The following is a 24,011-nucleotide window of genomic DNA, read 5'->3' on the forward strand; positions in this document are numbered from 1 at the left end:
TCCGAAAGGAGCGGGCGTTTTCTTTTCTTCTAGAGGCGTCAAGCCGCGAAGTGCTCCCGCGTCCGCTGGCTCCCCGGCGGCGCCGGGCAGCCTTTGGCCATGGGCATGGCCCGTGCTGCGCACGGGCGGGTGCGGTCCGCCGCAAGGCAGATACTTGCAGACCAGGGAGGGCATGAAAAGAAACGCCGCCCCGGTTGGAGCGGCGTATTGTTTTGCAGGATGCCGAAGGGGCTTACTCGCCGTAAGGAACCCAGATGTTCTTCACCTCAGTGGCTTCCTGCAGGAACCGCTTCGTCTGGTCCTGTGTCCAGTCGGTTGCAGTGCCGTTGTTGACCCAGGTGCGTTTGAGGTTGCCCGCAGACGCGGTCTCGATCCCAGCAGACAGGTCGGAAGACGAGAAACTCCAGACCGCGTCGACATTCAGATGCGACGCCATCGGTTTCGCCAGCTCCGCATGGCTGCCGGTCAGGATGTTGACCACACCGCCGGGCACGTCCGAGGTGTCCAGAACCTGGTAGAAATCGGTTGCCGCCAGCGGGAACGGCTCGGAGGCCGCCAGCACCACCCGGTTGCCCATGGCAATGGCTGGCGCCATCACCGAGACCAGACCCAGCAGCGGCGCCTCATCCGCGCAGAGCGCGCCGATCACGCCCACCGGCTCTTTCATTGCCAGCGCCACGCCGCGGATCGGCACGCCATGCACCTGGCCGTCGTATTTGTCGGCCCAGGCCGCAGCGGAGAACAGGCGCTGGATCGAGGCTTCGACCTCTGCCGTGCCGCCCTTCTTGCCGGTCATCGCGTCGATGCGGGCCGCGAACTCTTCTGCGCGGGCCGAGAGGTTTTCGCCGATGTAATAGAGGATCTGCGCCCGCAAGTGACCGGTGGTCTTGGACCACTTGCCGGCGCCCGCCGCAGCCTCAACCGCGTTGCGCACGTCCTTGCGGTTGGCAAGGCCAACGTGGCCCAGAAGTGCGCCGGACTTGCCGTGGACGGCCTGGCTGTAGCCGCCATCCGGGCGCGCCTGCTTGCCGCCAACATACAGCTTGGCAGTGCGGTCCAGCGGGTCCACGGGGGCGCCATTGCCAGCAAACGCCTCGACTTTGGCCAATTGCTTGGCCTTGGTCCTCGGGCGAGTGTAGGCGGCAAGCCCCTCCCAGCCGCCTTCGCGTCCGAAGCCGCTTTCGCGCACGCCACCGAAACCGGCAGCGGCGTCGAACATGTTGGTGCCGTTGACCCAGACCACGCCGACCGCCAGTTGCGGTGCCATGTCGAGGGCCAGGTTCACGTTCTCGGTCCAGACAGTTGCTGCGAGGCCATAGCGGGTGTTGTTGGCCAGCTCCACGGCTTCCGCCGGGGTGCGGAAAGTGCAGGAGACCAGCACCGGGCCAAAGATCTCCTCCTGCATCAGCGGATCGGCGGGCGACAGCCCCTCGATCAGGGTCGGCGGATAGAAACAGCCGCCTGCGGGCATCTCGACCTGCGCCTGGTGCATGCTGCCGGCAGTATTGGCCGCAACCATGCTGCTGATGGTGTCGAGCTGCACCGGGTCCACCACGGCGCCCACGTCGATGCATTTATCCAGCGGATTGCCGACACGCAGCCCGTCCATGCGGGCCTTCAGCTTGTTGTGGAAACGCTCCGCGATGCCTTCCTGGACCAGCAGGCGCGAGCCTGCGCAGCAGACCTGGCCCTGGTTGAACCAGATTGCATCCACCAGACCTTCGATGGCGGAATCGATGTCAGCGTCGTCAAACACGATGTAGGGCGACTTGCCGCCCAGCTCCAGCGTCAGCGCCTTGCCGCTGCCTGCAGTGGCTTCGCGGATCCTGCGGCCAACGGAGGTGGAACCGGTGAAGGCGATTTTGTCCACTTCGGCTGCGGTGATCATCTCGCCCACAGCTCCGTCGCCGGTGACGATGTTCACCACACCCTTGGGCAGGCCTGCCTGGCGGCAGATGTCCGCAAACAGCAGCGCAGTCAGCGATGTATATTCCGCAGGCTTCAGCACCACGGTATTGCCCATGGCAATGGCCGGAGCGATTTTCCACGCCAGCATTAGCAGCGGGAAGTTCCACGGAATGATCTGGCCGCAGACACCGAGGGCCTCGGCATCCGGCAATTCGCTGTCCATTAGCTGGGCCATGCCGGCGTGATAGTAGAAATGCCGCTGCGCCAGCGGGATGTCGATGTCGCGGCTCTCACGGATCGGCTTGCCGTTGTCCAGGGTTTCCAGGACCGCAAACAGGCGGGCGTGCTTTTGCAGCAGGCGCGCGATGGCATAAAGATACTTGGCGCGGCCTGCGCCACCCAGACCGGCCCAGCCGCCCTGCGCCTTGCGTGCGGCCGCAACCGCCGCATCCACATCCGCTTGCGTTGCTTGCGTCAGTGTCGCCAGCACTTCGCCGGTGGCTGGATTCTTACTGTCAAAGCCGTCGCCGGGGGCGGTGAACTCACCGTTGATGAAATGGCCGAACCGGCTGCCCTGATCAACCAGCCAGGCCAGTGCCTCGGCAGCGCTTTCGGGGGCGGGACCGTATTCCATGGTGTCGAAAATCTCTTTGATGGTCATCTGTTCAGCCCTCAGCCCATGGAGTGGCGGTAGCCGGCGGAGTATGCCCCGGTGACATAGTGTTCCAGCTGGCGCTCGATATCGCCCAGCAGCGAGGAGGCGCCAAAGCGGAAAAGGTCGGGCTGCAGCCAGCGGTCGCCCAGCTCATCTTTCATCAGCGCCAGATAGACCAGGGAATCCTTGGCCTTGGAAATACCGCCTGCCGGCTTGTAGCCGACGCGGTAGCCGGTGCGGTCGTAATAGTCGCGGATGGCGCGGATCATAACCAGCGACACCGGCAGGGTGGCGTTGATGCTTTCCTTGCCGGTGGAGGTTTTGATGAAATCGGCGCCAGCCATCATGCAGACCAGCGAGGCGCGCGCCACGTTGCGCAAGCTGCCTAGCTCGCCGGTAGCCAGGATCGCTTTCACATGGGCGTCGCCGCAGGCCTGGCGGAAGGCTTTCATCTCGTCGTACAGCGCCTGCCAGTTGCCCTGCAGCACATGACGGCGGGTGATCACGATGTCGATCTCCTCGGCGCCGTCCTTGACGCTTTCCTCGATCTCCGCGACCCGCAGATGGAACGGCGACAGGCCGGCCGGGAAGCCGGTGGAAACCGCGGCAACCGGGATGCCGGTGCCTTCCAGCGCCTTGACCGCGGTCGGGATCATGTCGTGGTAGACGCAGACTGCGCCAGTGGTGAGGCCCTCCATTCCCAGCGTGCGCAAAAGTCCCGCGCTGACCGGTTGGCGCGCTTTGGCGCACAGACGGCGCACCCGGCCCTCGGTGTCATCACCGGACAGGGTGGTGAGGTCGATCAGGCTGATCGCCTTCAAGAGCCAGGCGGCCTGGTGGTCCTTCTTGACACTGCGGCGGCCCGGCAGGGTGGCGCAGCGGCGTTCGATGGCCGACGTGTTGGCCTGCACGGCTGCGACCCAGTCCAGGTCCAGCTCCATGCCCGGATTGCGCGGCTCTGCCAGCTGCGGCAGCTGCGCGCTTCGTTCAGCGGTTTGGCTATCCATTGGAATTCCTCGGAAGAGTTCCGTGCGAAAATCGCACGGGTGCGGCATATTGGCAAGCGAGCGGCCTCGCAGACGGGCATGTTTTTTGACTAAATGGACAAAAAATGCAAGGGGCAGGGCCAGTGGCCGCGCGGAATGCTGCTTGGCCAGTGCCGGGTGGCGGCAGTAATCCTCTTTTGCGCTACTGCTGCGGGGCTGCAGTGCATTCCGGTGGCAGAATCGGTCATACATGCTAAATTTAGGGGTATGAGCAGTGCAAAACCCCATATCGGCGAAAATACCGCCTCAAACGTCCGGCCAATCATCCGTCAGCTGGACGATAGCGCCATCAACCGGATTGCCGCGGGCGAGGTGGTGGAACGCCCCGCCTCCGCCGTGAAAGAACTGGTAGAAAACGCCATTGACGCGGGTGCCACCCGCATCACGGTGGAGATTGCAGATGGCGGCAAGACGCTGATCCGGGTAACGGATGACGGCTGCGGCATGACACCGGAGGACCTGCCGCTGGCGCTGAGCCGCCATGCGACATCCAAGATCGACGGCTCTGACCTGCTGAACATCCACACCTTCGGCTTCCGGGGCGAGGCGCTGCCCTCTCTGGGTGCTGTCGGGCGGCTGACCATCACCAGCCGGGCCGAGGGCCATGAGGCGGCGCAGATCCGGGTGTCGGGCGGCAAGCAGGAGCCGGTGAAGCCGGCAGCCTTGCGGGCGGGCACCATTGTTGAGCTGCGCGACCTGTTCTTTGCGACGCCAGCAAGGCTCAAATTCATGCGCACCGACCGGGCCGAGGCGCAGGCGATCGGGGACACGGTAAAGCGTCTGGCGATGGCAGAGCCTTCGGTGGGCTTCACCTTGCGCGATGTCTCCGGTGGTGGAGAGGGCCGGGTCACCTTCCGCGCCGATCCGTTGTCAGGCGACCTGTTCGATGCGCTGCACGGGCGGCTGGCCTCGGTGCTGGGGCGCGAGTTTGCCGAGAACGCGCTGAAGATCGACGCCACCCGCGAGGGTATCCGGCTTTATGGCTATGCGGCGCTGCCGACCTATTCCCGCGGCGCGGCGGTGGCGCAGTTCCTGTTTGTGAACACTCGGCCGGTGAAGGACAAGATGCTAACCGGGGCGCTCAGGGCAGCCTATTTCGATTTCCTCAGCCGTGACCGGCATCCGGCGGCGGCGCTGTTCATTGATTGCGACCCGCAGCTGGTGGACGTGAACGTGCATCCTGCGAAATCCGAAGTCCGGTTCCGCGACCCCGGCCTTGCGCGTGGGCTGATCGTCTCCTCCCTGCGCCATGCACTGGCAGAAGCCGGTCACCGGGCTTCAACCACTGTGGCAGGCGCCACGCTGGGCGCGATGAAGGCGGAGCAGCCCACGGCGAACGGTGCGCCAAGGATCTATCAGATGGACCGGCCCTCTTACGGTGCGCGGACGGCATCCTATGCGGCGCAGCAGCCGGAGAGCTTTGCGCCCGCACCCGCCTACCAGCCGCCGGCGTCTCCGGGCTTTGCAGAGCTGGCTGGCGCCTACAGCGGCCAAGTGACTGAAACCCCGGAGGTCCCGATGGCCCCGGTTCAGCCTGCGGATGCGCCCGAGGCCACCGCGCCCGGGGCCGAGGCTCTGCCGCTGGGTGCGGCGCGCGGCCAGGTGCACGAGAACTACATCATCGCCCAGACCGCCGACGGCATGGTGATTGTCGACCAGCACGCCGCGCATGAGCGGCTGGTCTATGAGAAGCTGAAACGTCAGATGGCGGAGAATGGCGTCGCCGCACAGGCGCTGCTGATCCCGGAGATCGTTGAGCTGAGCGACAATGATTGCGCCTGCCTTTTGGGTGTGGCGGATGAGCTGGCGAAATTTGGCCTTGGCATTGAGGCCTTCGGTGGCAATGCCATTGCGGTGCGGGAAACCCCGGCGATCCTCGGCGAAGTGAATGCCGAGGCGATGATCAAGGACATCCTGGATGAGCTGTCGGACCAAGGCGAAAGCCAGCTGGTGCAGGCGCGCGTCGAGGCGATCCTGAGCCGGGTGGCCTGCCATGGCTCGATCCGCTCCGGCCGCCGGATGCGGGGGGAGGAGATGAATGCGCTGCTGCGGGAAATGGAGGCAACGCCCCATTCCGGCCAGTGCAACCATGGCCGCCCGACCTATGTGGAATTGAAACTGGCAGATATCGAGCGCCTGTTCGGGCGCACATGAACAAGAACCCCCGTTTAAGGGAGGACGAGCAGTGACACTGGAACAGGCCCAATGGGCGATCTACGCGCTGGCCGGATTGGCCGCGCTTCTGGCGCTGGCAGGGCTGCGGCTGCGCAGCACGGTGCGGCAGCTGGAGCAGGCGAACGCAGATCAGCGCAGCCATATTGCCGGGCTGAAGGCAGAAGCGACCCGGCTGCCGGAATTGACGGACGAGCTGGCCACCCTGCGCCGCGTGCATGAGAATGAGCGCGCTGGCCGCTATCAGGCCGAGGCGCAGGTGCAGGCGCTGAAGGCAGAGCACGCCGCGCGGCTGGAAGAACTGCAGCACATGAACCAGCAGATTGAGCACAAGTTTGCCTCGCTGGCTTCGGGCGTTTTGAAGCAGAACTCCGAAAGCTTCCTGAGCCTGGTCAGCGAACGGTTTCAGGCCCACAGCAAGACAGCGGATGAGGATCTGGCCAAGCGCCACACCGCGATCGAAAATCTGGTGAAGCCGCTGGACCAGAAGCTGGGCCAGTTCGGTGAACGGATCAAGGAGATCGAACAGGCCCGCAATGAGGCCTATGGCGCGATCCAGACTCAGGTGAAGCATCTGGCCGAAGGCCAGGCTGCGCTGGGTGGCGAGACCCGCAAGCTGGTGCAGGCCTTGCGCGCGCCCAAGACCCGCGGCCGCTGGGGCGAGATGCAGCTGCGGCAGGTGTTCGAGATGGCCGGCATGGCTGAGCATGTGGATTACGAGCTGGAAAAAAGCGTCGGCACCGACGAGGGCCTGCGCCGGCCTGATGCGGTGGTGCGCATTCCCGGCGGCAAGAGCATCGTGGTGGACGCGAAGACCCCACTGGAGGCCTATCTGGATGCGCTGGAGGCGGAGACGCCCGACGCTCAGCAGGCGGCACTTGCCCGCCACGCAAACCATGTGAAGACCCATGTGCGGCAGCTGGCCTCCAAGTCCTATCAAAGCGCACTGGGCGAGACGCCGGATTTCGTGGTGATGTTCATCCCCGGCGAAACCTTTGTCTCGGCTGCGGCGGAAGCGGACCCAGGCCTGATCGAATATGCTTTCGAAAACAAAGTTCTGATCGCCACTCCGACCACGCTGATGGCTTTGGTCAAATCGATTGCTTACGGCTGGCAGCAGGAGAAGATGGCGGAGAACGCTGTTGAAGTGCAGAAGACCGCCAAGGAGCTTTACGACCGGCTGGCGACTTTCTCCAAGAACCTGGCCTCGGTCGGGCGCTCGCTGTCGTCCTCGGTCAACAACTACAACAAGGCGGTTGGCTCGCTGGAAGCCCGGGTGCTGCCCTCGGCCCGCCGGTTCGAGGCGATGGGCGTCGTCGCCAACGGGGCTGAACTGGAGGATCCCGGCCAGGTGGAGGTCGAGCCGCGCCAGGTGGCGCTTCTGGCGGAAGAGTAGATGCAGCTGCTGCCGGCGCTGAAGGCTCTGAAGCCGCAGGAAACAGCCCTGTTGCGCGCAGCGGAAGTTGAAGCGGAACGCATCGTTGCGCTTTTGCGGATTGCTGTGGCGCTGGGCCTTATGCTGGCGATGGTGCTGGCCATTGAGGCCGTTCGGGTGATTGAGGAACCGCATTTGCGGCGTCAGGTCGGGCTGGCAACAGCCACCATGTTATCTTACCTGGCGGTGGGCGTGCTGATCTATTGGGCGATCAGCAAACAGTTGTTCAAGCCCTGGATGATCTGGTTGGCGGTATTTGCCGATTGCGCCTTTCTGCTGCTGAACACCTTTTTGTCGCTGCTGAACACCGGCGTGCCGGGCGGGGCGGTCTTTGCCATGCCAGCCGTGTGGATGGCCCCTGTCGTGCTGGCCTTTGGCGTCCTCAGGCTGAACCCATTGCGGCTGGCCGTGATGCTGCTGCTGATTGCGGCCGGGTTTGGCTGGATGATCCTGTGGCAGCCGCCGGAAGCTGCACCGGACCTGATAGAAAGGATCAGGCTCACCTTGGACTCGCCGCCCAACTTCATGCGCCTGGTCATGCTGTGCCTGGCAGGCGGTGTTCTGGTGGTGGCTGCGCTGCGGATGCGCGGGCTTTTGCATCGCTCACTCGACGAAGCCCGTCAGAAAGCAAACCTGACCCGCTACCTGCCGGCGCAGCTGGCAGACCGCCTTGCGGGCGGCGGGCTGGCGGAGATGCAGGCAGGCCGGCAGCAAAAAATGGCGATACTGTTCATTGACATCCGCGGGTTCACCACCTGGTGCGAGGGGCGAGAGCCGCAGGAGGTAAGCCGCCTGATTACGGAGTTCAGGACCCGGGTGGAAGAGGTGTCGGCCCTGACTGGAGGTTTGATCGACAAATACATCGGCGATGCGGCGATGATCCTGTTCGAAGGCGAGCGCGCTGCGGCCCGGGCGCTGGAGTGCTCCGAGGGGCTATTGGCGCAAATGAAGGACTGGCGTCACACTCGGGACCAGGCAGGGGATGCCGGCCTGGGTGTTGGGATCGGGCTGCACTGGGGAGAGGTGTTTTCGGGGGTGACCGGAACGCCAGAGCGGTTGGAGTACTCGGTATTTGGCGACACGGTGAACACCGCCGCGCGGCTGGAGCAGCTGACCAAGGCGCAGGGCATGGCCGTGATTGCGTCAGCGGACTTGCTCCAAGCTGCTGGCACAGAGCCAGCGCAAGAGGGCTGGGCTTCTCTGCCGGAGGAGGTCTTGCGCGGACGCAGCAAGGGACTCGCGCTCTTCGGCAAGGCTCAAGGTTAGCCACCGCTCCATTTGCCTCAGATCAAAGACTTAGGCGTTTTGCCTGCGGTTTGATATGCTGAGGCAGCGAACAGAAGGAATGGAGCAATGCTGGAGATCTCAGTCCGCAAGGTGGCACAGGTGGCGATGATGGCCCGGGAGCTGGACCGGGCTGAAGGCGAGCTGCGTGCCTTCATCGACCGGATGAGCGAGGACCAGCAATCGGAACTGGTCGGCATCATGTGGGTCGGCCGCGGCAGTTTCGAACCGGAGGAGCTGGCAGAGGCGATCTATACCGCCCGGCAAGAAGCGACCACTCCGACCGTGGACTATCTGCTTGGCACGCCGCATCTCGCTGACAATCTCGAGGCCGGTCTGGAGGCGCTGGGGATCGATGTGAACGATGTCGAGGATGACGTGATCGGCCGCTGAAGCCGCTGCACCGGTTCGCAATGAAAAAGGGCGCCGCAACCGGGCGCCCTTGGTTCTTTCAATCTGCTATCAGGCTTTGCTGTCAACGATTTCGAGGTGTTGGGCCAGTTTGCCGATCGCGGCCATCCACTTTTCAACCAGGGCAGGGTCGCTGGGCGCGGCGTGGACGCCGGCGGCGATCTTGCCGTTCATAGCGGCCTCAATGGCGAAGGACACCGGGTAGGACACCAGACGCGCCATGGCGGTGCCGCGCGCGTCACCCCAGGCGTCCATGACATAGGTCTTGTGCCAGACCTCAGCACCGTCTTTCTCGGCCTTCAGGCCGACACACAGCACCACCCTGTCCGGTTCGCCCTCGTCATAGGCGTTCTCGGCCCAGAACTGGTCCGACATTTCCTTGAGCCGGGCGTCGCCTTCGGTACCGGAGAGGGTCTCGACTTCCTTGAATACATCCGCCCAGGCATCTGCCCAGCCGTTGAGGCGCAGGGTGCCGCGGACAAATTCCTTCACCTTCCAGTCTTCGCCGAATTCGTACTGGCCCATGAAGGGGATCGAGTCGCGGTTCGGGTAGACCTCGAAGCTTTCGGGGGCGGGCAGCGGTGCCTCATACGAGGAGATCGCATCCCACGGGCGGGCGACATCCAGTTCCTTGAAATCGCGGATCGACTTCGACGGCGAGCGCAGCGCCTTCAGCACGCCAAGCGGCGACCAGCTGAATTTGTAACGGAATGGGTTCGGGGTCTTGGGGATGCCGCCGCAGTAGGAGATGAAGCTGATCTCGTTAGCCGGGTCGAAGGCATCGGAGGCCTTGTAATCCGCGACCAGCGCATGGGCCATCAGATGGTCGATACCCGGATCCAGGCCAACCTCGTTGATCAGGCAGACGCCCGCATCCTTGGCCTTCTGGTCCAGCGCCCGCATTTCCGGCGCGATGTAGGAGGAGGAGACGAAATGCGCGCCGTGCTCGATGGCCAGCTCCGCCAGCGGCACATGCCAGTCGCCGGGCAGCATCGAGACGATGACGTCCTTGGGGCTCAGCATCTGGCCCAGGTTGGCGATGCTGAAGGCGTGAATGTTGGTGGTCAGGTCGCCCACGGCCTCGCGCGCCTTGTCGGTGGTCCGGTTCCAGACCGCCACGTCATGGCCCGCTTCCAGCAGACGGCGCAAGCCGGGGATTGCCGACAGGCCGGTGCCGCACCAGTGAATAGTCATGTGTCAGTCCCTTTCTTGTATTTCAGGATCGCTGCGATGATCGCCAGAACAATGACGATGGTGCAGGCATTGGCAAGAATGATGGGCGCATCGCCCACCAAAAGCCCATAGATCAACCACAGGCTGACGGTTCCGAGAAACATCATGTTTGCGGGCAGCGATAGACCGGCGGTGTCCCGGGTTGCCCAGGCTTTCCAGGCCTGCGGCAGCCAGCAGATGGTGCCGAGGAGGGCCGCCAGAAATCCGATGTATGTCGCGTTCATTGGGGCAAGTGCTCCAGGAATGTGGCCTTGGCCCGGCCCCACACGCCGCTATCCAGATCGGTTAGCGTCAGTAGCGAGGGCAGCAGCTGAGCTGCGTAATCCTGGGAGCTCTCCACCGGCAGCATCGACGGCAGATTGTCGATTGCCATCACGTCGAGCATCGGGTTTTCGGCAACGCGCAGTGCTGGGGCCTCCCAGGTGGTTGCGCGGTCATAGACCGGCACCGGGTTGTAATCGCTGTCCGGGTCACAGGCGACATCGCCGATGGCGGTCAGCTTGCGGTCCGCCGTCAGGGCCTCTCGCGGGACAAAGACCGGGGTGCCCGGACGTGCGAAGATACAGTTCAGGAACAGGTCATGGGCCAGGATCTCCGGGAACGGGCCGCCGCTGGCGGTTTCCGCCATGTCCCATTTGGTGACAGCGACTCCCATCGCCTCGCAGAGGTCGGCCGCACCGGTGCCGACCCGGCCAAGCGCGCCGATCACGATCGCGGTGGGGCGGTCCATGTTCAGGGCGTCAAGCTCCGCGCCCAAGTCTGCCAGCAAGGCATCCTTGCCGCCGTAGACACCAACCGGGCCGCAGAGTTCTCCGCGCTGCTGCGCGGCCCAGGCTTTCAGCGTCACCGCGGCGCCGGCATAGCCCGCCCAGTAGCCAAAGGCGGCAACCCGGCGGCCGGTCTCGTCGACCAGGTATTCCAGATCATAAAGCGTGCCGCCGCCGGACTTGAACCGCTCCAGCAAAGCCTTGCCGGAGTGCTGGCCCTTGAAGGCATGGCCGAACATGATGTGGCGGTGCGGCAGCCGGGTGCCGTCCTCGGGCAATTCCTTCAGGCCAAAGATGATCGCGTCTGCAGGCGCGCCGGGCCAGGAGTTTTCTGGCACGATTTCGCAGCCAGCATCGACATAGCCCTGCAGCGGGATTGCCCGGACAGAACTTTCTTCGACCGTGACCTTGATGCCTGCGGCCTGCAGAGCCTTGGCGCCTTCGGGCGTCAGGCCCACCCGGTCTTCGTTGGGGCGCTGCTCGGCCCGTACCCACAGATGCGTCATTGTCATGTCCTTCAAAGCATTCCCTTGGCATAGACCGCGCGTACAGACTCGCGCTGTTCCATTGCCGTCATGAAGTTCTGGATTTTCGGGAAGTCTGCCACGCTCACCCCGTCACCTTCCAGCCATGTGCAAACCACGTAAAGGTAGCAATCGGCGAGGCTGACCTCGTCCCCCAGCACAAATGGCCCGCGCAGGCCAAACTGGCTGAGGTATTCGCAGGAGGCCGTCATGGTCTGCGGCACCATCTTCTGCATGTCCTTCCAGCTGGTCCGTTCCTTGGCCCAGCGGGCGCCGCGCAAGCGGTGCGCGTGGTTCACATGCATGGTGGAGGCGAGGTAAAACATCACCTCGCGCATCCGTGCCAGCAGAACCGGGTCCTGCGGCCGCAAGCCCGCCTCCGGAGCCATGTCAGCGATGTACTCCAGCAGCGCGCCGGTTTCTGTCAGGATGCCGCCCTCGACCGCCAGCGCAGGCACCCGGCCCTTGGGGTTGATCTGGGCATAGGCCGCACCGGTCTGTTCCTTGGCGGCAAAGTCGATCTTGACCGCCTCATAGTCTATTCCGGCTTCTTCAAGCGCGATGGCGACGGCCACCGAGATGGTATTGGGGGCATAGTAGAGCTGCATGTCGTCCCTCCCGTTTATGTCTCAGAGATGTGTCTGGGCAAAATGCCGGTCCGGCGCTTCCAGATGCGGCACCGCATTGAACAAAACCGGGCTCCAGTGGCCGCCGATGGGGAACAGCCGGTGCATGGAGGTGTTCATCACCGCCAGGGCAATCCGGGCCATGCCTGCGGTGTCCAGCCCCAACGCCTGCCGCATTGCCATGGAGATCAGCCCGCCAGACGTCACCACCAAGGCCGGGCCGTCGCCTACGGCGATCTCTTCCAGCGCTTGGCGGGTGCGGGTTTCGAATTGCGACCAGCTCTCGTAAGGCTCTGCAATGTCGCCGGCTGCCCAGGCGGCGAAGACCTTTGGCAGATGGTCGACAAACCCCTCACGCTCTTCCGGAATGGGCAACCCGTGCTGATCGCGCATTGCCTCGGCGAGGGTGAAGTACTCCATTTCGTTCAGCCGCGCGTCCTGTACCGGTTCTGCAAAGCCCATTGAGGCTGCGGTCTCGATATGGCGGGTCAGAGTACCGCAATAGACACGCGGATGATGGCTGCCGCTGGCCCGCAGGTGGTCGCCCAGCCAGGCCGCCTGCTGGTGGCCCAGATCGCTGAGCCGGTCATAGCTGGCCTCGTCGCGGGCCTGGGTGTTGGCCTGGCCGTGGCGGATCAGCGTGATGTGGGACATGGGGCAGCGGCTCCGTTGTTACCGGGGGAGTCTTAGGGGAGCTTGCAGGCAGAGGGAAGGGCGGCTTGAAACTGCGTCTGCCAAATTCATTGTAGGCGCGAAAGACATGGCGCAGGGTGCATCTGCCAGATTGGAGACTTGCCATGCCCCTTGATCCTCAGAGATTTCTTGATGACCTGCATAAGCTGCGCAGCTTTGGCGCGTCAGGTGCGGGCAAGGGCGTGGTGCGGCAGGCCTACTCGGACGCTGACATCGCCGCGCGCAAATGGTTGGCGGAACGTATTAAAGGCGCCGGGTTAGAGCCGCATTTCGACCCGCTCGGCAACCTTTTCGGACTGGCGGCCGGGAAGAGCCTGCTGCTGGGGTCGCATAGTGACACCCAGCCCGAAGGCGGCTGGCTGGACGGCGCGCTGGGCGTGATTGCCGGGCTTGAGGTTGCCCGCGCCGCCAAGGAGGATGGCGGGCCGCCCATTTCCTGCGTCAGCTTCCAGGATGAAGAGGGGCGGTTCGGGGTGCTGACCGGCTCTGATGTCTGGACCGGCAAGCTGGAACTGGAAGAGGCGGACGGGTTTGCTGACACTCAGGGCAACAGCCTTGCGGACATGCGGGCGCAGATGGCGGATCTGGCCGGGGATTTCCTGCCGCATGACAGGTTCACCGGGTTCCTTGAAATGCATATCGAGCAGGGCCCTTATCTGGAGGAAACCGGCCTGAGGATCGGGGTGGTGACGGACATTGTCGGCATCCGGGATATGCGGATCACGTTTGAGGGCCGGCAGAACCATGCAGGCACTACGCCGATGCACCTGCGCCGGGACGCGTTCCAGGCGCTGTCTTCCTTCAATGCGGCTCTAAACAGCCGTTTTTTGAATGTGGTGACACCCGCCACGGTCTGGACCATCGGCCATGTGGCGCTGCACCCCAATGCGTCCTCCGTGGTTCCGGGGCGGGTGGAGTTCTCCATGCAGTGGCGGGATGCAGATGCCGGTCGGCTGGCAAGTATGGAGGGCATCATCAAGGAGACCGCGCGGGAGATTGCTGCGGATCAAGGTGTAAAGGCTGAGCTTGGCCCGGTGATGGGTATAGAACCGGCGGCGATGGATGCACGGTTTCAGGCGGAACTGGCCGAGGCAGCGCAGGCTCTGGCACCCGGCAAGTGGCAGAAGATGCCCTCCGGCGCGCTGCATGATGCGGCCAATCTGGCAACGGTTATGCCTGCTGGGATGCTGTTTGTGCCGTCGATTGGCGGTATCAGTCATGCCTTTGACGAGGATACGGACGAGGAGGACCTGGTGCTGGGGCTGCAAGTTCTGGACCGCGCTGCCCGCGCCCTGGCCGGGTGATCTCCCGCCTGTTCCCGGCCTCCTGTCAGAGGCCCGTCACAGTTTGGCCGGGCGCCGCTGGAGCGGCGCGGGTCAGGCCCGGCCGTAGCCGCGCTTGATCATCCGGTTGCGGTGCCTGTCAGCGGCCAGCGAAGCCTCGCGCAGGTTGGCGTAGATATTGATCACGCTTTGCCCGTTGCCGCCGGCCACGCCCCATTCCCGCAGCACGGAGACTTCGGAGAACAGATTCATCGCCAGCTCAATGCGGTAGAACCGCGACGGGCGCGAGGGGGCTTGGCGGTAGAGCAGACAGGTGGCCATGGGGTGATTCTATGCCAAGTGATTCGCCCGGGCAAGAATCTCTATGCAGTGCCCAGCAGCGTAAGCCCCAGCAGCGCGGAAGACAGCGCCGCCACCGCAAAGGCCAGCGTGCGCAGCACCGGAATGCCGATGGCGTAGACGACATAATGCGCTGCCATGCCGAGGAAGAAGCTGAGGCCCAAGGTGCCGGGCTGATCCTCTGGCGGCAGCACCAGCATCGCCAGAACGGAAAGCGGCGCAAAGGCGGCAAATAGTTCTACTCCAACGATATGCGCCCGGTGCGCGCGCTGCGCCCACAGCGATTGCGGCAGGTCGCTGGGGCCGGGATTGGCCATTGCTCCCATCAGCCCGCGGACCATGACCCGGTCAAGGATATAGGGCAGCCAGGCCAGCGCCACCCAAAGCCCCGAAAGGGCGGTAAAATACTGCAACTGCGTCATCTTTCGCTCCTTTTGTCTATCAACAGGAGCGTAGTGCGGTCTGGGTGCTTTTCTACCTGAGCGGGGTCAGGCCCAGTCGACATCGCCCAAAAAGATATAGCCTGCGCCGTAAATCGTCTTGATCAGCCGCGGGTTTTTAGGGTCTTCGCGCAGCTTGGTGCGCAGGCGCGAAATGCGCACGTCCATCGCCCGGTCAAAGCTGTCACCGGCCGCGCCACCCAGCATCTCCTGCATCTGTGCGCGGGAGATCAGCCGTTTGGGGCTGTCCAGGAACAGCCGCAGCACCTCACCTTCGGCATGGGAGAACGGGGTCTCGGTGCCCTCGGAATCCTCCAGCACGTAGCGGTCGAAATGGGCGGTCCAGCCGGCAAACCTTGCGGTGTTGCTGGCGGGCGCTGCGGTTCGCGGGCCAGCACGCAGGCGGGCCCGGACGCGGGCCACCACCTCTGCCGGATCGAAGGGCTTGGTGATATAATCGTCAGCGCCCAGTTCCAGGCCGGTCACCCGGTCCTGCACCTGCGCCCGGCCGGAAATGATGATGACTGCCGCTCCCTGTTCCAGCGCCAGCCGGTGCACCAGCGCCAACCCGTCGGTATCAGGCAGCGACAAGTCCACCAGGCAGACGTCCGGTGTGACCCGGTTCAGGGCTGCCTCGAATTCGCGGGCGCGGGCAAAGCTCTGGGTGCGGAAGCCTGCATCCTCCAGCGTGTCGGTCAGGATCTGCCGGATTTCCGGCTCGTCATCCAATATGGTGACCAAGGGGGATGTCATGCGGCGGGCTCCGGTTGGATCAGCTCAGAGAGCTGGTGGATGGTGAAAGGTTTGCGCAAAACCGGACCGCATTTCAATGCCTTGCGGAACAGCGGATCGCTGACGGGCAAGGACGTCATCAGGATGCAGGGCAGGCCGGAGCCGTCGAGCCGGACGGCCAAGTCAACGCCGGTTGCGCTGCCCTCCAGCATGATATCCGATAGCACCAGCGCGATGTCCGGCAGGTCGGCGGTCAGTGCGCAGGCCTCGTCCACGCTGGCAGCCTCAATCACCGAATAGCCGAGGTCGATCAGCATATCGCGGAAGGCGGCCCGCAGTTCCTCGCTGTCTTCAACCAGCAGCGCCATGCCGCCGCCGGCATCCGGGGCCGGGCGGTAGGGCAGGCGCAAGGTGATCGCGGCACCGCTGATGCCGTTGCCAATCCGCATGTCGCCGCCCGCGAGTTTTGCCATGTCATAGACCATCGGCAGGCCTAGGCCGGAGCCCTCGCTGCCCTTGGTGGTGAAGAACGGGTTCAGAGCTTTTTCCAGTGCTTCCGGCGAAAAACCAGGGCCAGTATCGGTGACGGTGATTTCAACCCACGTCTGGCCGACCGAGTGGGCGCTGACCGTGATTTGGCCGGAAGTGCCGCAGGCGTCGCGGGCATTCAGGATCAGGTTCAGCAATGCATCCTGCAGCTTGCCCGCGTCCAGCAGCAGCGCCTGATCCGGCAGGTTGTCGAGAATGCTGAGCCCCAGTCCTTGCGGCAGTGAAGGTGATGCCAGCACTTTCAGTTCGTCCAGCAGCGCGTGCATATCCGTCGCTTGCGGGCGCAGGGTGCGCTGGCTGGTCATCTCGGCAATCCGGTTCAAAAGCCGCCCGCCACGCCGCGCTGCAGATAGGGTGCCTTGCACCAGATCGCTGGCTTCACCGCCCAGCCCCATCTTCTCCAGCTTGCCCTGCATGCCCAGAATGATGGTTAGAAGGTTGGAGAAATCATGTGCCAGACCGCTGGTCATCTGCGCCGCCATCTCGCGGCGCCGTGCCTGCTGCAGCGCCACGCGGGCCTGGGTTTCCTCGGTCACATCCATCGACAGGATATAGACGCCGCCCTGCTGGTCAGGGGTGAAAGCGACCCTGATGCGGCGGCTGCCGTGGCTTTCGGTGAACTCGAAAACCGGGCTGCCGCCCTTGTAGGCAGCCAGCAGATGCGGCTCGATCCGCTCGAATGCGGCCTCCCCCAATGCATCCGAAATATGCATGCCCAGGATATCCGACGGGCGCCCCGGAAACACTGCACTGAGGCGGCGGTTGGTATAGGTGTAATAACCGTCCGCATCCACATGGGCGATATGGGCAGGCATCATTTCCGTTGTCAGGCGGGTGCGGCCCTCAATTTCCGTCAGCTGGCGCTTGGTCTCTTCCAGTGCGGTGTTGGCGGCCTCAAGCTGCCGGTTGGCGGCGGACAGTTCCTCAGTATGGGTAATCAGTTTCTCCGACAGTTCTTCGGAGCGGGAGCGCAGCAGCTGCTCGGCGCGCTTGGCGCGGGTGATATCCGTATAGACCGTAACCCAGCCGCCCTGCGGCAGCGGCGAGCCTTCGATCGAGATCATCTGCCCGTTGGGCCGCTCGCGTTCCAGGTAATGCGGCACGAAATCCAGCGCCTGCTCAACCCGGCTTTGAACGATCTCCTCTATGTCACTTTCCGGCGCATATTCCCCGGCTTCAGCGAGAAAACGGATTGTCTCGGCAAAGGAGGCACCGGGCTGCACCAGGTGGTCCGGCAGGTTGAACATTTCCTGAAAGCGCCGGTTGCTGACCGACAGCCGCAGGTCGTTGTCATAGATCGACAGCGCCTGGGCGATCAGGTTCAGCCCGGCGGTGGTCATTGCGGCGTGTTGTTTGCTTGTCCGGTTCATGGCTCTCCCCGGATCATGGCTAGCACCGGGGCAGGTTCAGGGCAAATTGCCATTCGGCCGCGGGGTGTCCCGGTGCTGCGGCGTTAAAACAGTGATCACGTTATGGTTGTTGAAAGTTTCTGGGTGCCGTTACTAAACGTAGGCAGGCTGATCAAAAGTTTCATAAATCCACCAGTAGAGCTTGATTCGAAACACTGTCCATTCGTTCGTATCCCGCGCGAATGCGGGCGGACTGTTACCTTGCGCTGCAAGGTTTCGCTCATGCAACCTTACGAAGGCTAGCGTAACAGCCTTTAAAATAAGGCGAAACGGGCTGTTACAATTCGTAAGATTTGGGAAAACATCAGGAAAAAGTTGACGGGCTACTCTACCGCTGTCCCTAATCGGGGCCAGAGCCGCGGGCAGCGGCCAGTCCGGCAGTAACGCCGGAAAGGGAGGAGAGAAAGTTGGCTCAGATGCAGACGGGCGCCCAGGGTATGCAATCCCTGCCGGCGCTGCTTCAACGCAATGCGGCGCAATTCGGGGATGCGCCGGCCTACCGGGAAAAGGAATTCGGCATTTGGCAATGCTGGACCTGGTCCGAAACGGCAAAGGAAATCGAGGCGCTGGCGCTGGGCCTCATCAACCTTGGCGTGAAGGAAGGCGACTTTGTCGCCATCATAGGGCGCAACCGTCCCTATCTCTACTGGTCGATGGTTGCCGCTCAAGCGGTGGGCGCTGTGCCGGTGCCGCTCTATCAGGACGCGGTAGCCGAGGAGATGGCCTATGTGCTGGGTCACTGCGGCGCGCGCTTCGTGATCGTTGGCGATCAGGAGCAGGCCGACAAGGTGATCGAGATCCAGGATCAGCTGCACCAGTTCGAGCATATGATCTATCTCGATCCGCGCGGCATGCGGAAATACGACCACACCCAGCTGCACCAGTTCAGCCATATTCAGGATCAGGGCCGCGCCGCCCATGATGAGCTGATCGGTGAGCTGCAGTCGCGGCAGGCCAAGCTGGATTATGACAGCACTTGCGTGATGCTCTATACCTCCGGCACCACCGGCAAGCCCAAGGGCGTGGTGCTGTCGAACCGCAACGTGATCCAAAGCGCCAAGAACTCTTCAGAGTTCGATCATCTGACCCAAGGCGAAAACATACTCTCCTACCTGCCGATGGCCTGGGTGGGCGACTTCATCTTCTCGATCGGCCAGGCCTACTGGTGCGGCTTCTGCGTGAACTGCCCGGAGAGCCAGGACACTATGATGACCGACCTGCGCGAAATCGGGCCGACCTATTTCTTTGCGCCGCCGCGGGTGTTCGAAGGCCAGCTGACCAATGTGATGATCCGGATGGAGGACGCAGGCGCCCTGAAGCGCAAGATGTTCCACCACTTCCTGGCGCACGCCAAGAAAGTCGGCGGCGACATTCTGGACGGCCGCCCTGTGGGCCTGATGGACCGGCTGAAATACGCGCTGGGCAATGTGCTGGTCTATGGCCCGCTGAAGGACACGCTGGGCTATGGCCGCATCCGTGTGGGCTACACCGCCGGCGAGGCGATCGGGCCGGAGATCTTTGATTTCTACCGCTCGCTGGGCATCAACCTGAAACAGCTTTACGGCCAGACCGAGGCCACCGTGTTCATCACCGTCCAGCCGGATGGCGAGGTGCGGGCCGACACCGTTGGCGTGCCGGCGCCGGAGGTCGAGATCAAGATCGACGACAGCGGCGAGATCCACTACCGCTCGCCCGGCACCTTTGTTGAATACTTCAACAACCCGGACTCCACCGCCTCAACCAAGGATGCTGAGGGCTGGGTTGCCACCGGCGATGCGGGCTTCTTCGAGGAAGGCTCCGGCCATCTGCGGATCATCGACCGCGCCAAGGACGTGGGCAAGATGGCCGACGGCAGCATGTTTGCGCCCAAGTATGTGGAAAACAAGCTGAAGTTCTATCCGGACATTCTGGAAGCGGTGCTGTTTGGCAATGGCCGCGACCGCTGCGTGGCTTTCATCAACATCGACCTGACGGCGGTCGGCAACTGGGCGGAACGCAACAATATCGCCTATGCCTCCTATCAGGAGCTGGCAGGTCATCCGAAGGTGCTGGAGACCATCCGGTCGCATGTCATAGCGGTGAATAAGTCAGTGGCGGAGGACCCGATGCTGTCGGGCTGCCAGGTGCACCGCTTTGTGGTGCTGCACAAAGAACTGGATGCCGATGACGGTGAAATGACCCGTACCCGCAAGGTGCGCCGCCGCATCGTGGAAGAGAAGTTCGACGACATCATTACCGCGCTGTACGACGGCTCGGAAAAGGTCTCGACAGTGACGGAAGTGACCTATGAGGACGGCCGCAAGGGCTCCATCAAGGCGACGCTGACAATTGTCGATGCGGACGTGAAGCCTGGGGCGGTTCACAAGGTGGCCGCGGAATGATGCACGTTTCACCGGATAATTTCCCGCCCCGTGCCGGGCAGGCCGGGTCACCCTCAGATCAGGTCGGGGTTGAGGCCGGGATTGTAGGCCGTGTTGACCACCTGCTGGATCTTGAAGGGGGAGCTGAACCCGTGAGTCTGCTCCATGATGGAGGCCAGGCTTTCGGATTGGCTGAGGCCCATCTGCTTGCATTCAAGTGCCATCTTCAGAAGGCAGGAATGCTCAAGTTCGCCGAACATAACGTCGATCTCCTTGCTGCTCGTTTTGAACAAGTATCGCATGGAAATCTTAAAATTTCTATGCGGCAGAAATATGGAGGCCGTTGTTATGCTTGACAATTCCTTAAGCTATGTGACTGACGACGGCCGCACCATCGGCGGTGTGGTGATGGAGATGAAGAACATCACCCTGCGCTTTGGCGGTGTGGTGGCGATCCAGGACATCTCCTTTGACATCCGCGAGGGCGAGATCCGCGCAATCATCGGGCCCAACGGCGCTGGCAAGTCGTCGATGCTTAATGTGATCTCCGGCTTCTATGTGCCGCAGGAAGGCGAAGTGCTGTTCCACGGCAAGAAACGCCCGCCGATGCGCCCCTATGAGGTGGCGCGCCAGGGCATCGCCCGCACCTTCCAGAACATCGCGTTGTTCGAAGGTATGAGCGTTCTGGACAACGTTATGACGGGCCGCCTTAACTATATGAAAACAGGCTTGTTTTCGCAGGCCCTGTGGAAGGGGAAGGCCGAGGCCGAAGAGACCGAGAACCGCGAAGTGGTGGAGCGGATCATCGACTTCCTGGAGATCCAGCACATCCGCAAAACCCCGGTGGCACGGCTGCCCTATGGCCTGAAGAAACGGGTCGAACTGGCGCGGGCGCTGGCGGCGGAACCGAAGCTTTTGCTGCTGGACGAACCGATGGCCGGCATGAACGTCGAGGAGAAGGAGGACATGTCCCGCTTCATCCTGGATGTGAACGACGAGTTCGGCACCACCATCGCCCTGATCGAGCACGACATGGGTGTGGTGATGGACCTCTCCGACCGGGTCGTGGTGATGGATTACGGCAAGAAAATCGGTGACGGCACCCCGGATGAGGTGCGCAACAACCAGGATGTGATCGACGCCTACCTGGGGGTCAGCCATGACTGAGTTGCACCGCAGCAACACCCGGCTCCGGCAGGGTGACACCCGTACACCCCCTGTGCACCCCCTGTGCACCGCCGCAGCGCAGAATTCCGAGGAGAGCCTCTAATGCCCGAACAACTCGTCTTTGCGATGGAAGTGACGCTAAATGGCCTGATGGCGGGCGTTCTCTATGCGCTGGTCGCGCTGGGGTTTGTCCTGATCTACAAGGCCTCCGGCATCTTCAACTATGCCCAGGGCGTTCTGGCGCTGTTTGCGGCGATGACGCTGGTGGGGATCATGCAGGGGCAGGTGCCGTTTTCGCATCTGATCAATGCGGTCTTTGGCGGCCATGTCACCCACTTTGGATGGAATGTTCCTGGCGTCGTTGCGATTGCCTTGACGGTCGCGGTGATGGTGCTGCTGGCCTGGCTGGTGCAAGTGCTGGTGATGAAGCATCTGGTCGGGCAGGAGCCGATCATCCTGTTCATGGCCACCATCGGGCTGGCCTACTTCCTGGAAGGCGTCGCCGATCTGATGTGGGGCTCCGAGATCAAGACGCTGGACGTCGGCCTGCCGCAGGGCATCAACCTGTGGATCGACGAGACCACCTTCAACATCTTCGGCTACGGTTTCTTTATCGACAATCTGGATATCGTGGCGACGGTGATCGCGGCGCTCTTGGTGGCGGGCCTGGTGGCCTTCAGCCAGTACACCAAGCAGGGCCGGGCGATGCGCGCGGTTGCGGATGACCACCAGGCGGCGCTGTCGGTCGGCATCTCGCTGAACTTCATCTGGGTTCTGGTGTGGTCGGTCGCAGGTTTCGTGGCGCTGGTTGCGGGCATCGTCTGGGGCACCAAGTCCGGCGTGCAGTTCTCACTGTCGCTGATCGCGCTGAAGGCGCTGCCGGTTCTGATGCTGGGCGGCTTCACCTCGATCCCCGGCGCTATCGTTGGCGGCCTGATCATCGGCGTGGGCGAGAAACTGTTCGAATTCGCGGTTGGCCCGCTGGTGGGCGGCGCGACTGAGAACTGGTTTGCCTATGTGCTGGCGCTGTTGTTCCTGGTGTTCCGTCCGCAGGGTCTGTTCGGGGAGAAGATCATTGAACGGGTCTGAGGCTCATATGATCTGCTCCGGGAACACTCAGCCCTCGAGCCGGCGGAAGGCGGCGACAACGATGGCGGCGCAGACCGTGGCGACCAGAGTGAAGGCGATGGTGATGTTGCCGATCAGCTGCCCGGCCACAAAGGTCAGCAGCCCGGCCATCAGCAGCCCGATCAGCACCGTACCCCACGGGCCGGGCGCTGCTTTGGAAGCCTGCCGCCGCGGCGGCTCAAACTCAAAGGGCGGCAGCACGGTTGCGTCTTCCACCGTTTCCAGCAGCCGGCCCTTGGCCTTGGAAAATTCGGCCTCGGATATGTCACCCTTCTTCAGCGCGGCCTCCAGCCGCCGGATTTCCTCGAAAATCACGGTCATTTGTTCCACTCACTCTACCCGCGAACAGGGTTCCACAAAGAAGTGGGCAAAATGTGTCCAAGCCGGGAAATCTGACAAAGTGGTTAACGCCGGGGGTGCGGTATGACCAAGCTGATCGCCGTCATCAACGTGATTGCCTGGGCCGGTTTCTGGGCCTTCGGCTACCTGGCGCTGACGGCGGAAAGCTACAGCGAAACCCAGGTGGTGACCGCGGCGCTCTTGGCCTCGGCCGGGCTGATTACCGGCATCATCGCCTATTTGCGGCTGGTGCGCGGCAGCGAGCGCAGCGGCTATGCCAAACCTTCGAACCGGATGACGCGCGATCAGCGCGACGCGGCGCAGGCCCAGTGGGGGCAAATCGAATGAGCGCCGCAGCAACCAACAACAGTATCCGCGCAGGCAAGAGTGCCAACGCGCAACAGAAAGGGAGCATCTGAGACATGTTCTACCGTGAAGCCGGGGATTTCAAAGTCTCCTATGCCGATGACAGCCAGACGTTTCCGATCAAGTTCGACCGTTACCGGTACTATGTGGTGCTGGCGGTGGCCTTTGGCCTTATCCCCTTCCTGATCAATGACTACTGGGCCAATGCGATCCTGCTGCCCTTCCTGATCTATTCGATCGCGGCGATCGGGCTGAACATCCTGGTCGGCTACTGCGGGCAGGTCAGCCTTGGCACCGGCGGTTTCATGGCGGTGGGCGCCTATGCCTGCTACAAGCTGATGACCGCCTTCCCGGAGGTCAGCATGTTCATCCATGTGATCCTGGCGGGCGGCATCACCGCGTTTGTCTGTGTGCTGTTCGGCCTGCCGTCCCTGCGCATCAAGGGGTTCTACCTGGCGGTGGCAACGCTGGCGGCGCAGTTCTTCCTGGTGTGGCTGTTCAACCGGGTGCCGTGGTTCTACAACTATTCCGCCTCGGGCCAGATCAACGCGCCGGAGCGTGATACCTTCGGCATCATCATCACCGGCCCCAACGCGCCGGCCTGGGCCACCTATCTGTTCTGCCTGATCTTCCTGACGGTCTGCGCGCTGATTGCCCGCAACCTGACCCGCGGCACCGTGGGCCGGACCTGGATGGCGATCCGCGACATGGATATCGCTGCCGAAATCATCGGGGTGAACCCGCTGAAAGCGAAACTGACGGCCTTTGCGGTCTCCGGCTTCTTCATCGGCATCTCCGGCGCGCTGTTCTTTGCCGTGTACCTGGGCGCGGTCGAGGTTGGCGAGGCCTTCGGCATCCAGAAATCGTTCCTGGTTCTGTTCATGGTCATCCTGGGTGGGCTGGGGTCGATCTTCGGATCCTTTGCAGGTGCGGCCTTCCTGGTGCTGCTGCCGGTGATCCTCAAGGTGGTTGGCGTCGATCTTCTGAATTGGCCCACCGATATCGTGGCGCATTTCCAGCTGGTGATCGTCGGGGCGCTGATCATTGTCTTCCTGATCGCGGAACCGCACGGCATGGCGCAGCTGTGGCGCGTTGCCAAGGAGAAACTGAGACTGTGGCCTTTCCCGCACTGATGCGGGCGGCCT

At 63.0% G+C, this 24,011-nt stretch carries 23 protein-coding genes; 10 read left to right on the forward strand and 13 right to left on the reverse strand.

Going from position 1 to position 24,011, the window contains the following annotated elements; translation table 11 throughout:
• Positions 1-232: 232 nt before the first annotated feature.
• Together RA21_RS08310 and deoC are read right to left on the reverse strand one after the other, a co-directional pair.
• On the reverse strand, positions 233-2,569 hold the full coding sequence (locus tag RA21_RS08310) for an aldehyde dehydrogenase family protein (RefSeq protein WP_039147732.1): 2,337 nt from the start codon (positions 2,567-2,569) through the stop codon (positions 233-235).
• Between the two features lie 11 nt (positions 2,570-2,580).
• Positions 2,581-3,570, reverse strand: coding sequence for a deoxyribose-phosphate aldolase (deoC, locus tag RA21_RS08315; RefSeq protein ID WP_039147733.1), 990 nt, complete (start codon positions 3,568-3,570; stop codon positions 2,581-2,583).
• Between the two features lie 246 nt (positions 3,571-3,816).
• Between deoC and mutL the strand changes: the two genes are divergently transcribed.
• The 4 genes from mutL to RA21_RS08335 all read left to right on the forward strand — a co-directional run bounded on the left by mutL (position 3,817) and on the right by RA21_RS08335 (position 8,893).
• Positions 3,817-5,763, forward strand: a complete 1,947-nt coding sequence (mutL, locus tag RA21_RS08320; RefSeq protein WP_039147734.1) for a DNA mismatch repair endonuclease MutL — start codon at positions 3,817-3,819, stop codon at positions 5,761-5,763.
• A 31-nt stretch (positions 5,764-5,794) separates the two neighbouring features.
• The gene (gene rmuC / locus RA21_RS08325) at positions 5,795-7,177 is read left to right on the forward strand and encodes a DNA recombination protein RmuC (protein ID WP_039147736.1); all 1,383 of its coding nucleotides are present in this window, start codon (positions 5,795-5,797) and stop codon (positions 7,175-7,177) included.
• The gene (locus RA21_RS08330) at positions 7,178-8,482 is read left to right on the forward strand and encodes an adenylate/guanylate cyclase domain-containing protein (protein WP_052257612.1); all 1,305 of its coding nucleotides are present in this window, start codon (positions 7,178-7,180) and stop codon (positions 8,480-8,482) included.
• A gap of 87 nt (positions 8,483-8,569) precedes the next feature.
• The gene (locus tag RA21_RS08335) at positions 8,570-8,893 is read left to right on the forward strand and encodes a DUF3775 domain-containing protein (protein WP_039147737.1); all 324 of its coding nucleotides are present in this window, start codon (positions 8,570-8,572) and stop codon (positions 8,891-8,893) included.
• 69 nt (positions 8,894-8,962) lie between these two features.
• On the opposite strand, the gene RA21_RS08340 is transcribed toward RA21_RS08335, so the two are convergent.
• The 5 genes from RA21_RS08340 to RA21_RS08360 are packed head-to-tail and all read right to left on the reverse strand — an operon-like array spanning position 8,963 to position 12,715.
• Complete coding sequence (locus RA21_RS08340; RefSeq protein WP_039147739.1) at positions 8,963-10,105, reverse strand: saccharopine dehydrogenase family protein; 1,143 nt, start codon at positions 10,103-10,105, stop codon at positions 8,963-8,965.
• Entirely contained in the window at positions 10,102-10,368 is a 267-nt protein-coding gene (locus tag RA21_RS08345) for a SemiSWEET family sugar transporter (protein WP_039147740.1), read from the reverse strand. Before RA21_RS08345 ends, RA21_RS08340 begins: the two co-directional genes overlap by 4 nt.
• The gene (locus tag RA21_RS08350) at positions 10,365-11,417 is read right to left on the reverse strand and encodes a saccharopine dehydrogenase (protein ID WP_039147742.1); all 1,053 of its coding nucleotides are present in this window, start codon (positions 11,415-11,417) and stop codon (positions 10,365-10,367) included. The genes RA21_RS08345 and RA21_RS08350 overlap by 4 nt, the downstream gene beginning before the upstream one ends.
• An 11-nt stretch (positions 11,418-11,428) precedes the next feature.
• Positions 11,429-12,043: a glutathione S-transferase family protein gene (locus RA21_RS08355; RefSeq protein ID WP_039147744.1), complete on the reverse strand. Its 615-nt coding sequence runs from the start codon at positions 12,041-12,043 to the stop codon at positions 11,429-11,431.
• Positions 12,044-12,064: 21 nt separating this feature from the next.
• A complete protein-coding gene (locus RA21_RS08360) occupies positions 12,065-12,715 on the reverse strand; it encodes a histidine phosphatase family protein (RefSeq protein WP_039147746.1) in 651 nt (216 codons plus the stop codon).
• A 143-nt stretch (positions 12,716-12,858) separates the two neighbouring features.
• On the opposite strand from RA21_RS08360, the gene RA21_RS08365 reads away from it, so the two are divergent.
• Positions 12,859-14,058 carry a hydantoinase/carbamoylase family amidase gene (locus RA21_RS08365; protein ID WP_039147748.1) on the forward strand — a complete coding sequence of 400 codons (1,200 nt, stop codon included), beginning with the start codon at positions 12,859-12,861 and terminating at the stop codon, positions 14,056-14,058.
• 72 nt (positions 14,059-14,130) lie between these two features.
• Here RA21_RS08365 and RA21_RS08370 read toward each other — a convergent pair whose 3' ends face one another.
• From RA21_RS08370 to RA21_RS08385, 4 genes are all read right to left on the reverse strand, one after another.
• Entirely contained in the window at positions 14,131-14,358 is a 228-nt protein-coding gene (locus RA21_RS08370; RefSeq protein ID WP_019295103.1) for a WGR domain-containing protein, read from the reverse strand.
• Between the two features lie 41 nt (positions 14,359-14,399).
• The gene (locus RA21_RS08375; RefSeq protein WP_019295102.1) at positions 14,400-14,798 is read right to left on the reverse strand and encodes an MAPEG family protein; all 399 of its coding nucleotides are present in this window, start codon (positions 14,796-14,798) and stop codon (positions 14,400-14,402) included.
• A 66-nt stretch (positions 14,799-14,864) separates the two neighbouring features.
• Positions 14,865-15,569 (reverse strand): response regulator transcription factor, encoded by a 705-nt coding sequence (locus RA21_RS08380; RefSeq protein ID WP_039147750.1) that lies wholly within the window; start codon positions 15,567-15,569, stop codon positions 14,865-14,867.
• Positions 15,566-17,467, reverse strand: a complete 1,902-nt coding sequence (locus RA21_RS08385; protein WP_039147752.1) for a hybrid sensor histidine kinase/response regulator — start codon at positions 17,465-17,467, stop codon at positions 15,566-15,568. Before RA21_RS08385 ends, RA21_RS08380 begins: the two co-directional genes overlap by 4 nt.
• 455 nt (positions 17,468-17,922) lie before the next feature.
• Here RA21_RS08385 and RA21_RS08390 point away from each other — a divergent pair, with 455 nt between their 5' ends.
• Positions 17,923-19,887: an AMP-binding protein gene (locus tag RA21_RS08390; RefSeq protein WP_039147753.1), complete on the forward strand. Its 1,965-nt coding sequence runs from the start codon at positions 17,923-17,925 to the stop codon at positions 19,885-19,887.
• A gap of 53 nt (positions 19,888-19,940) precedes the next feature.
• Here the strand turns inward: RA21_RS08390 and RA21_RS08395 are convergent, their stop codons facing one another.
• The gene (locus RA21_RS08395) at positions 19,941-20,126 is read right to left on the reverse strand and encodes a hypothetical protein (protein WP_019295098.1); all 186 of its coding nucleotides are present in this window, start codon (positions 20,124-20,126) and stop codon (positions 19,941-19,943) included.
• Between the two features lie 88 nt (positions 20,127-20,214).
• Between RA21_RS08395 and RA21_RS08400 the strand changes: the two genes are divergently transcribed.
• Both RA21_RS08400 and RA21_RS08405 read left to right on the forward strand, forming a co-directional pair.
• Positions 20,215-21,033 (forward strand): ABC transporter ATP-binding protein, encoded by an 819-nt coding sequence (locus RA21_RS08400; RefSeq protein ID WP_029204703.1) that lies wholly within the window; start codon positions 20,215-20,217, stop codon positions 21,031-21,033.
• A gap of 102 nt (positions 21,034-21,135) precedes the next feature.
• Positions 21,136-22,122, forward strand: a complete 987-nt coding sequence (locus RA21_RS08405; protein WP_019295096.1) for a branched-chain amino acid ABC transporter permease — start codon at positions 21,136-21,138, stop codon at positions 22,120-22,122.
• Positions 22,123-22,149: 27 nt separating this feature from the next.
• Here RA21_RS08405 and RA21_RS08410 read toward each other — a convergent pair whose 3' ends face one another.
• Entirely contained in the window at positions 22,150-22,482 is a 333-nt protein-coding gene (locus RA21_RS08410; RefSeq protein WP_039147756.1) for an SHOCT domain-containing protein, read from the reverse strand.
• Positions 22,483-22,584: 102 nt separating this feature from the next.
• Here RA21_RS08410 and RA21_RS08415 point away from each other — a divergent pair, with 102 nt between their 5' ends.
• Both RA21_RS08415 and RA21_RS08420 read left to right on the forward strand, forming a co-directional pair.
• Complete coding sequence (locus tag RA21_RS08415) at positions 22,585-22,848, forward strand: hypothetical protein (RefSeq protein WP_039147757.1); 264 nt, start codon at positions 22,585-22,587, stop codon at positions 22,846-22,848.
• A gap of 74 nt (positions 22,849-22,922) precedes the next feature.
• Entirely contained in the window at positions 22,923-23,999 is a 1,077-nt protein-coding gene (locus RA21_RS08420) for a branched-chain amino acid ABC transporter permease (protein ID WP_019295093.1), read from the forward strand.
• Positions 24,000-24,011 lie beyond the last annotated feature (12 nt).

This window comes from Leisingera sp. ANG-DT, from assembly GCF_000813785.1.
Taxonomy (GTDB): domain Bacteria; phylum Pseudomonadota; class Alphaproteobacteria; order Rhodobacterales; family Rhodobacteraceae; genus Leisingera.

Excerpts from the sequence above, each read along its gene's own strand:
- RA21_RS08335 (WP_039147737.1), top strand. The coding sequence starts at position 8,570 with ATGCTGGAGATCTCAGTCCGCAAGGTGGCACAGGTGGCGATGATGGCC.
- RA21_RS08340 (WP_039147739.1), bottom strand. The coding sequence starts at position 10,105 with ATGACTATTCACTGGTGCGGCACCGGCCTGTCGGCAATCCCCGGCTTG.
- RA21_RS08310 (WP_039147732.1), bottom strand. The coding sequence starts at position 2,569 with ATGACCATCAAAGAGATTTTCGACACCATGGAATACGGTCCCGCCCCC.
- RA21_RS08355 (WP_039147744.1), bottom strand. The coding sequence starts at position 12,043 with ATGCAGCTCTACTATGCCCCCAATACCATCTCGGTGGCCGTCGCCATC.
- deoC (WP_039147733.1), bottom strand. The coding sequence starts at position 3,570 with ATGGATAGCCAAACCGCTGAACGAAGCGCGCAGCTGCCGCAGCTGGCA.
- RA21_RS08370 (WP_019295103.1), bottom strand. The coding sequence starts at position 14,358 with ATGGCCACCTGTCTGCTCTACCGCCAAGCCCCCTCGCGCCCGTCGCGG.
- RA21_RS08330 (WP_052257612.1), top strand. The coding sequence starts at position 7,178 with ATGCAGCTGCTGCCGGCGCTGAAGGCTCTGAAGCCGCAGGAAACAGCC.
- mutL (WP_039147734.1), top strand. The coding sequence starts at position 3,817 with ATGAGCAGTGCAAAACCCCATATCGGCGAAAATACCGCCTCAAACGTC.
- RA21_RS08345 (WP_039147740.1), bottom strand. The coding sequence starts at position 10,368 with ATGAACGCGACATACATCGGATTTCTGGCGGCCCTCCTCGGCACCATC.
- RA21_RS08400 (WP_029204703.1), top strand. The coding sequence starts at position 20,215 with ATGCTTGACAATTCCTTAAGCTATGTGACTGACGACGGCCGCACCATC.
- RA21_RS08375 (WP_019295102.1), bottom strand. The coding sequence starts at position 14,798 with ATGACGCAGTTGCAGTATTTTACCGCCCTTTCGGGGCTTTGGGTGGCG.
- RA21_RS08390 (WP_039147753.1), top strand. The coding sequence starts at position 17,923 with ATGCAGACGGGCGCCCAGGGTATGCAATCCCTGCCGGCGCTGCTTCAA.
- RA21_RS08365 (WP_039147748.1), top strand. The coding sequence starts at position 12,859 with ATGCCCCTTGATCCTCAGAGATTTCTTGATGACCTGCATAAGCTGCGC.
- RA21_RS08410 (WP_039147756.1), bottom strand. The coding sequence starts at position 22,482 with ATGACCGTGATTTTCGAGGAAATCCGGCGGCTGGAGGCCGCGCTGAAG.
- RA21_RS08415 (WP_039147757.1), top strand. The coding sequence starts at position 22,585 with ATGACCAAGCTGATCGCCGTCATCAACGTGATTGCCTGGGCCGGTTTC.
- RA21_RS08350 (WP_039147742.1), bottom strand. The coding sequence starts at position 11,417 with ATGACGCATCTGTGGGTACGGGCCGAGCAGCGCCCCAACGAAGACCGG.
- RA21_RS08420 (WP_019295093.1), top strand. The coding sequence starts at position 22,923 with ATGTTCTACCGTGAAGCCGGGGATTTCAAAGTCTCCTATGCCGATGAC.
- RA21_RS08385 (WP_039147752.1), bottom strand. The coding sequence starts at position 17,467 with ATGAACCGGACAAGCAAACAACACGCCGCAATGACCACCGCCGGGCTG.
- RA21_RS08395 (WP_019295098.1), bottom strand. The coding sequence starts at position 20,126 with ATGTTCGGCGAACTTGAGCATTCCTGCCTTCTGAAGATGGCACTTGAA.
- RA21_RS08405 (WP_019295096.1), top strand. The coding sequence starts at position 21,136 with ATGCCCGAACAACTCGTCTTTGCGATGGAAGTGACGCTAAATGGCCTG.
- RA21_RS08360 (WP_039147746.1), bottom strand. The coding sequence starts at position 12,715 with ATGTCCCACATCACGCTGATCCGCCACGGCCAGGCCAACACCCAGGCC.
- RA21_RS08380 (WP_039147750.1), bottom strand. The coding sequence starts at position 15,569 with ATGACATCCCCCTTGGTCACCATATTGGATGACGAGCCGGAAATCCGG.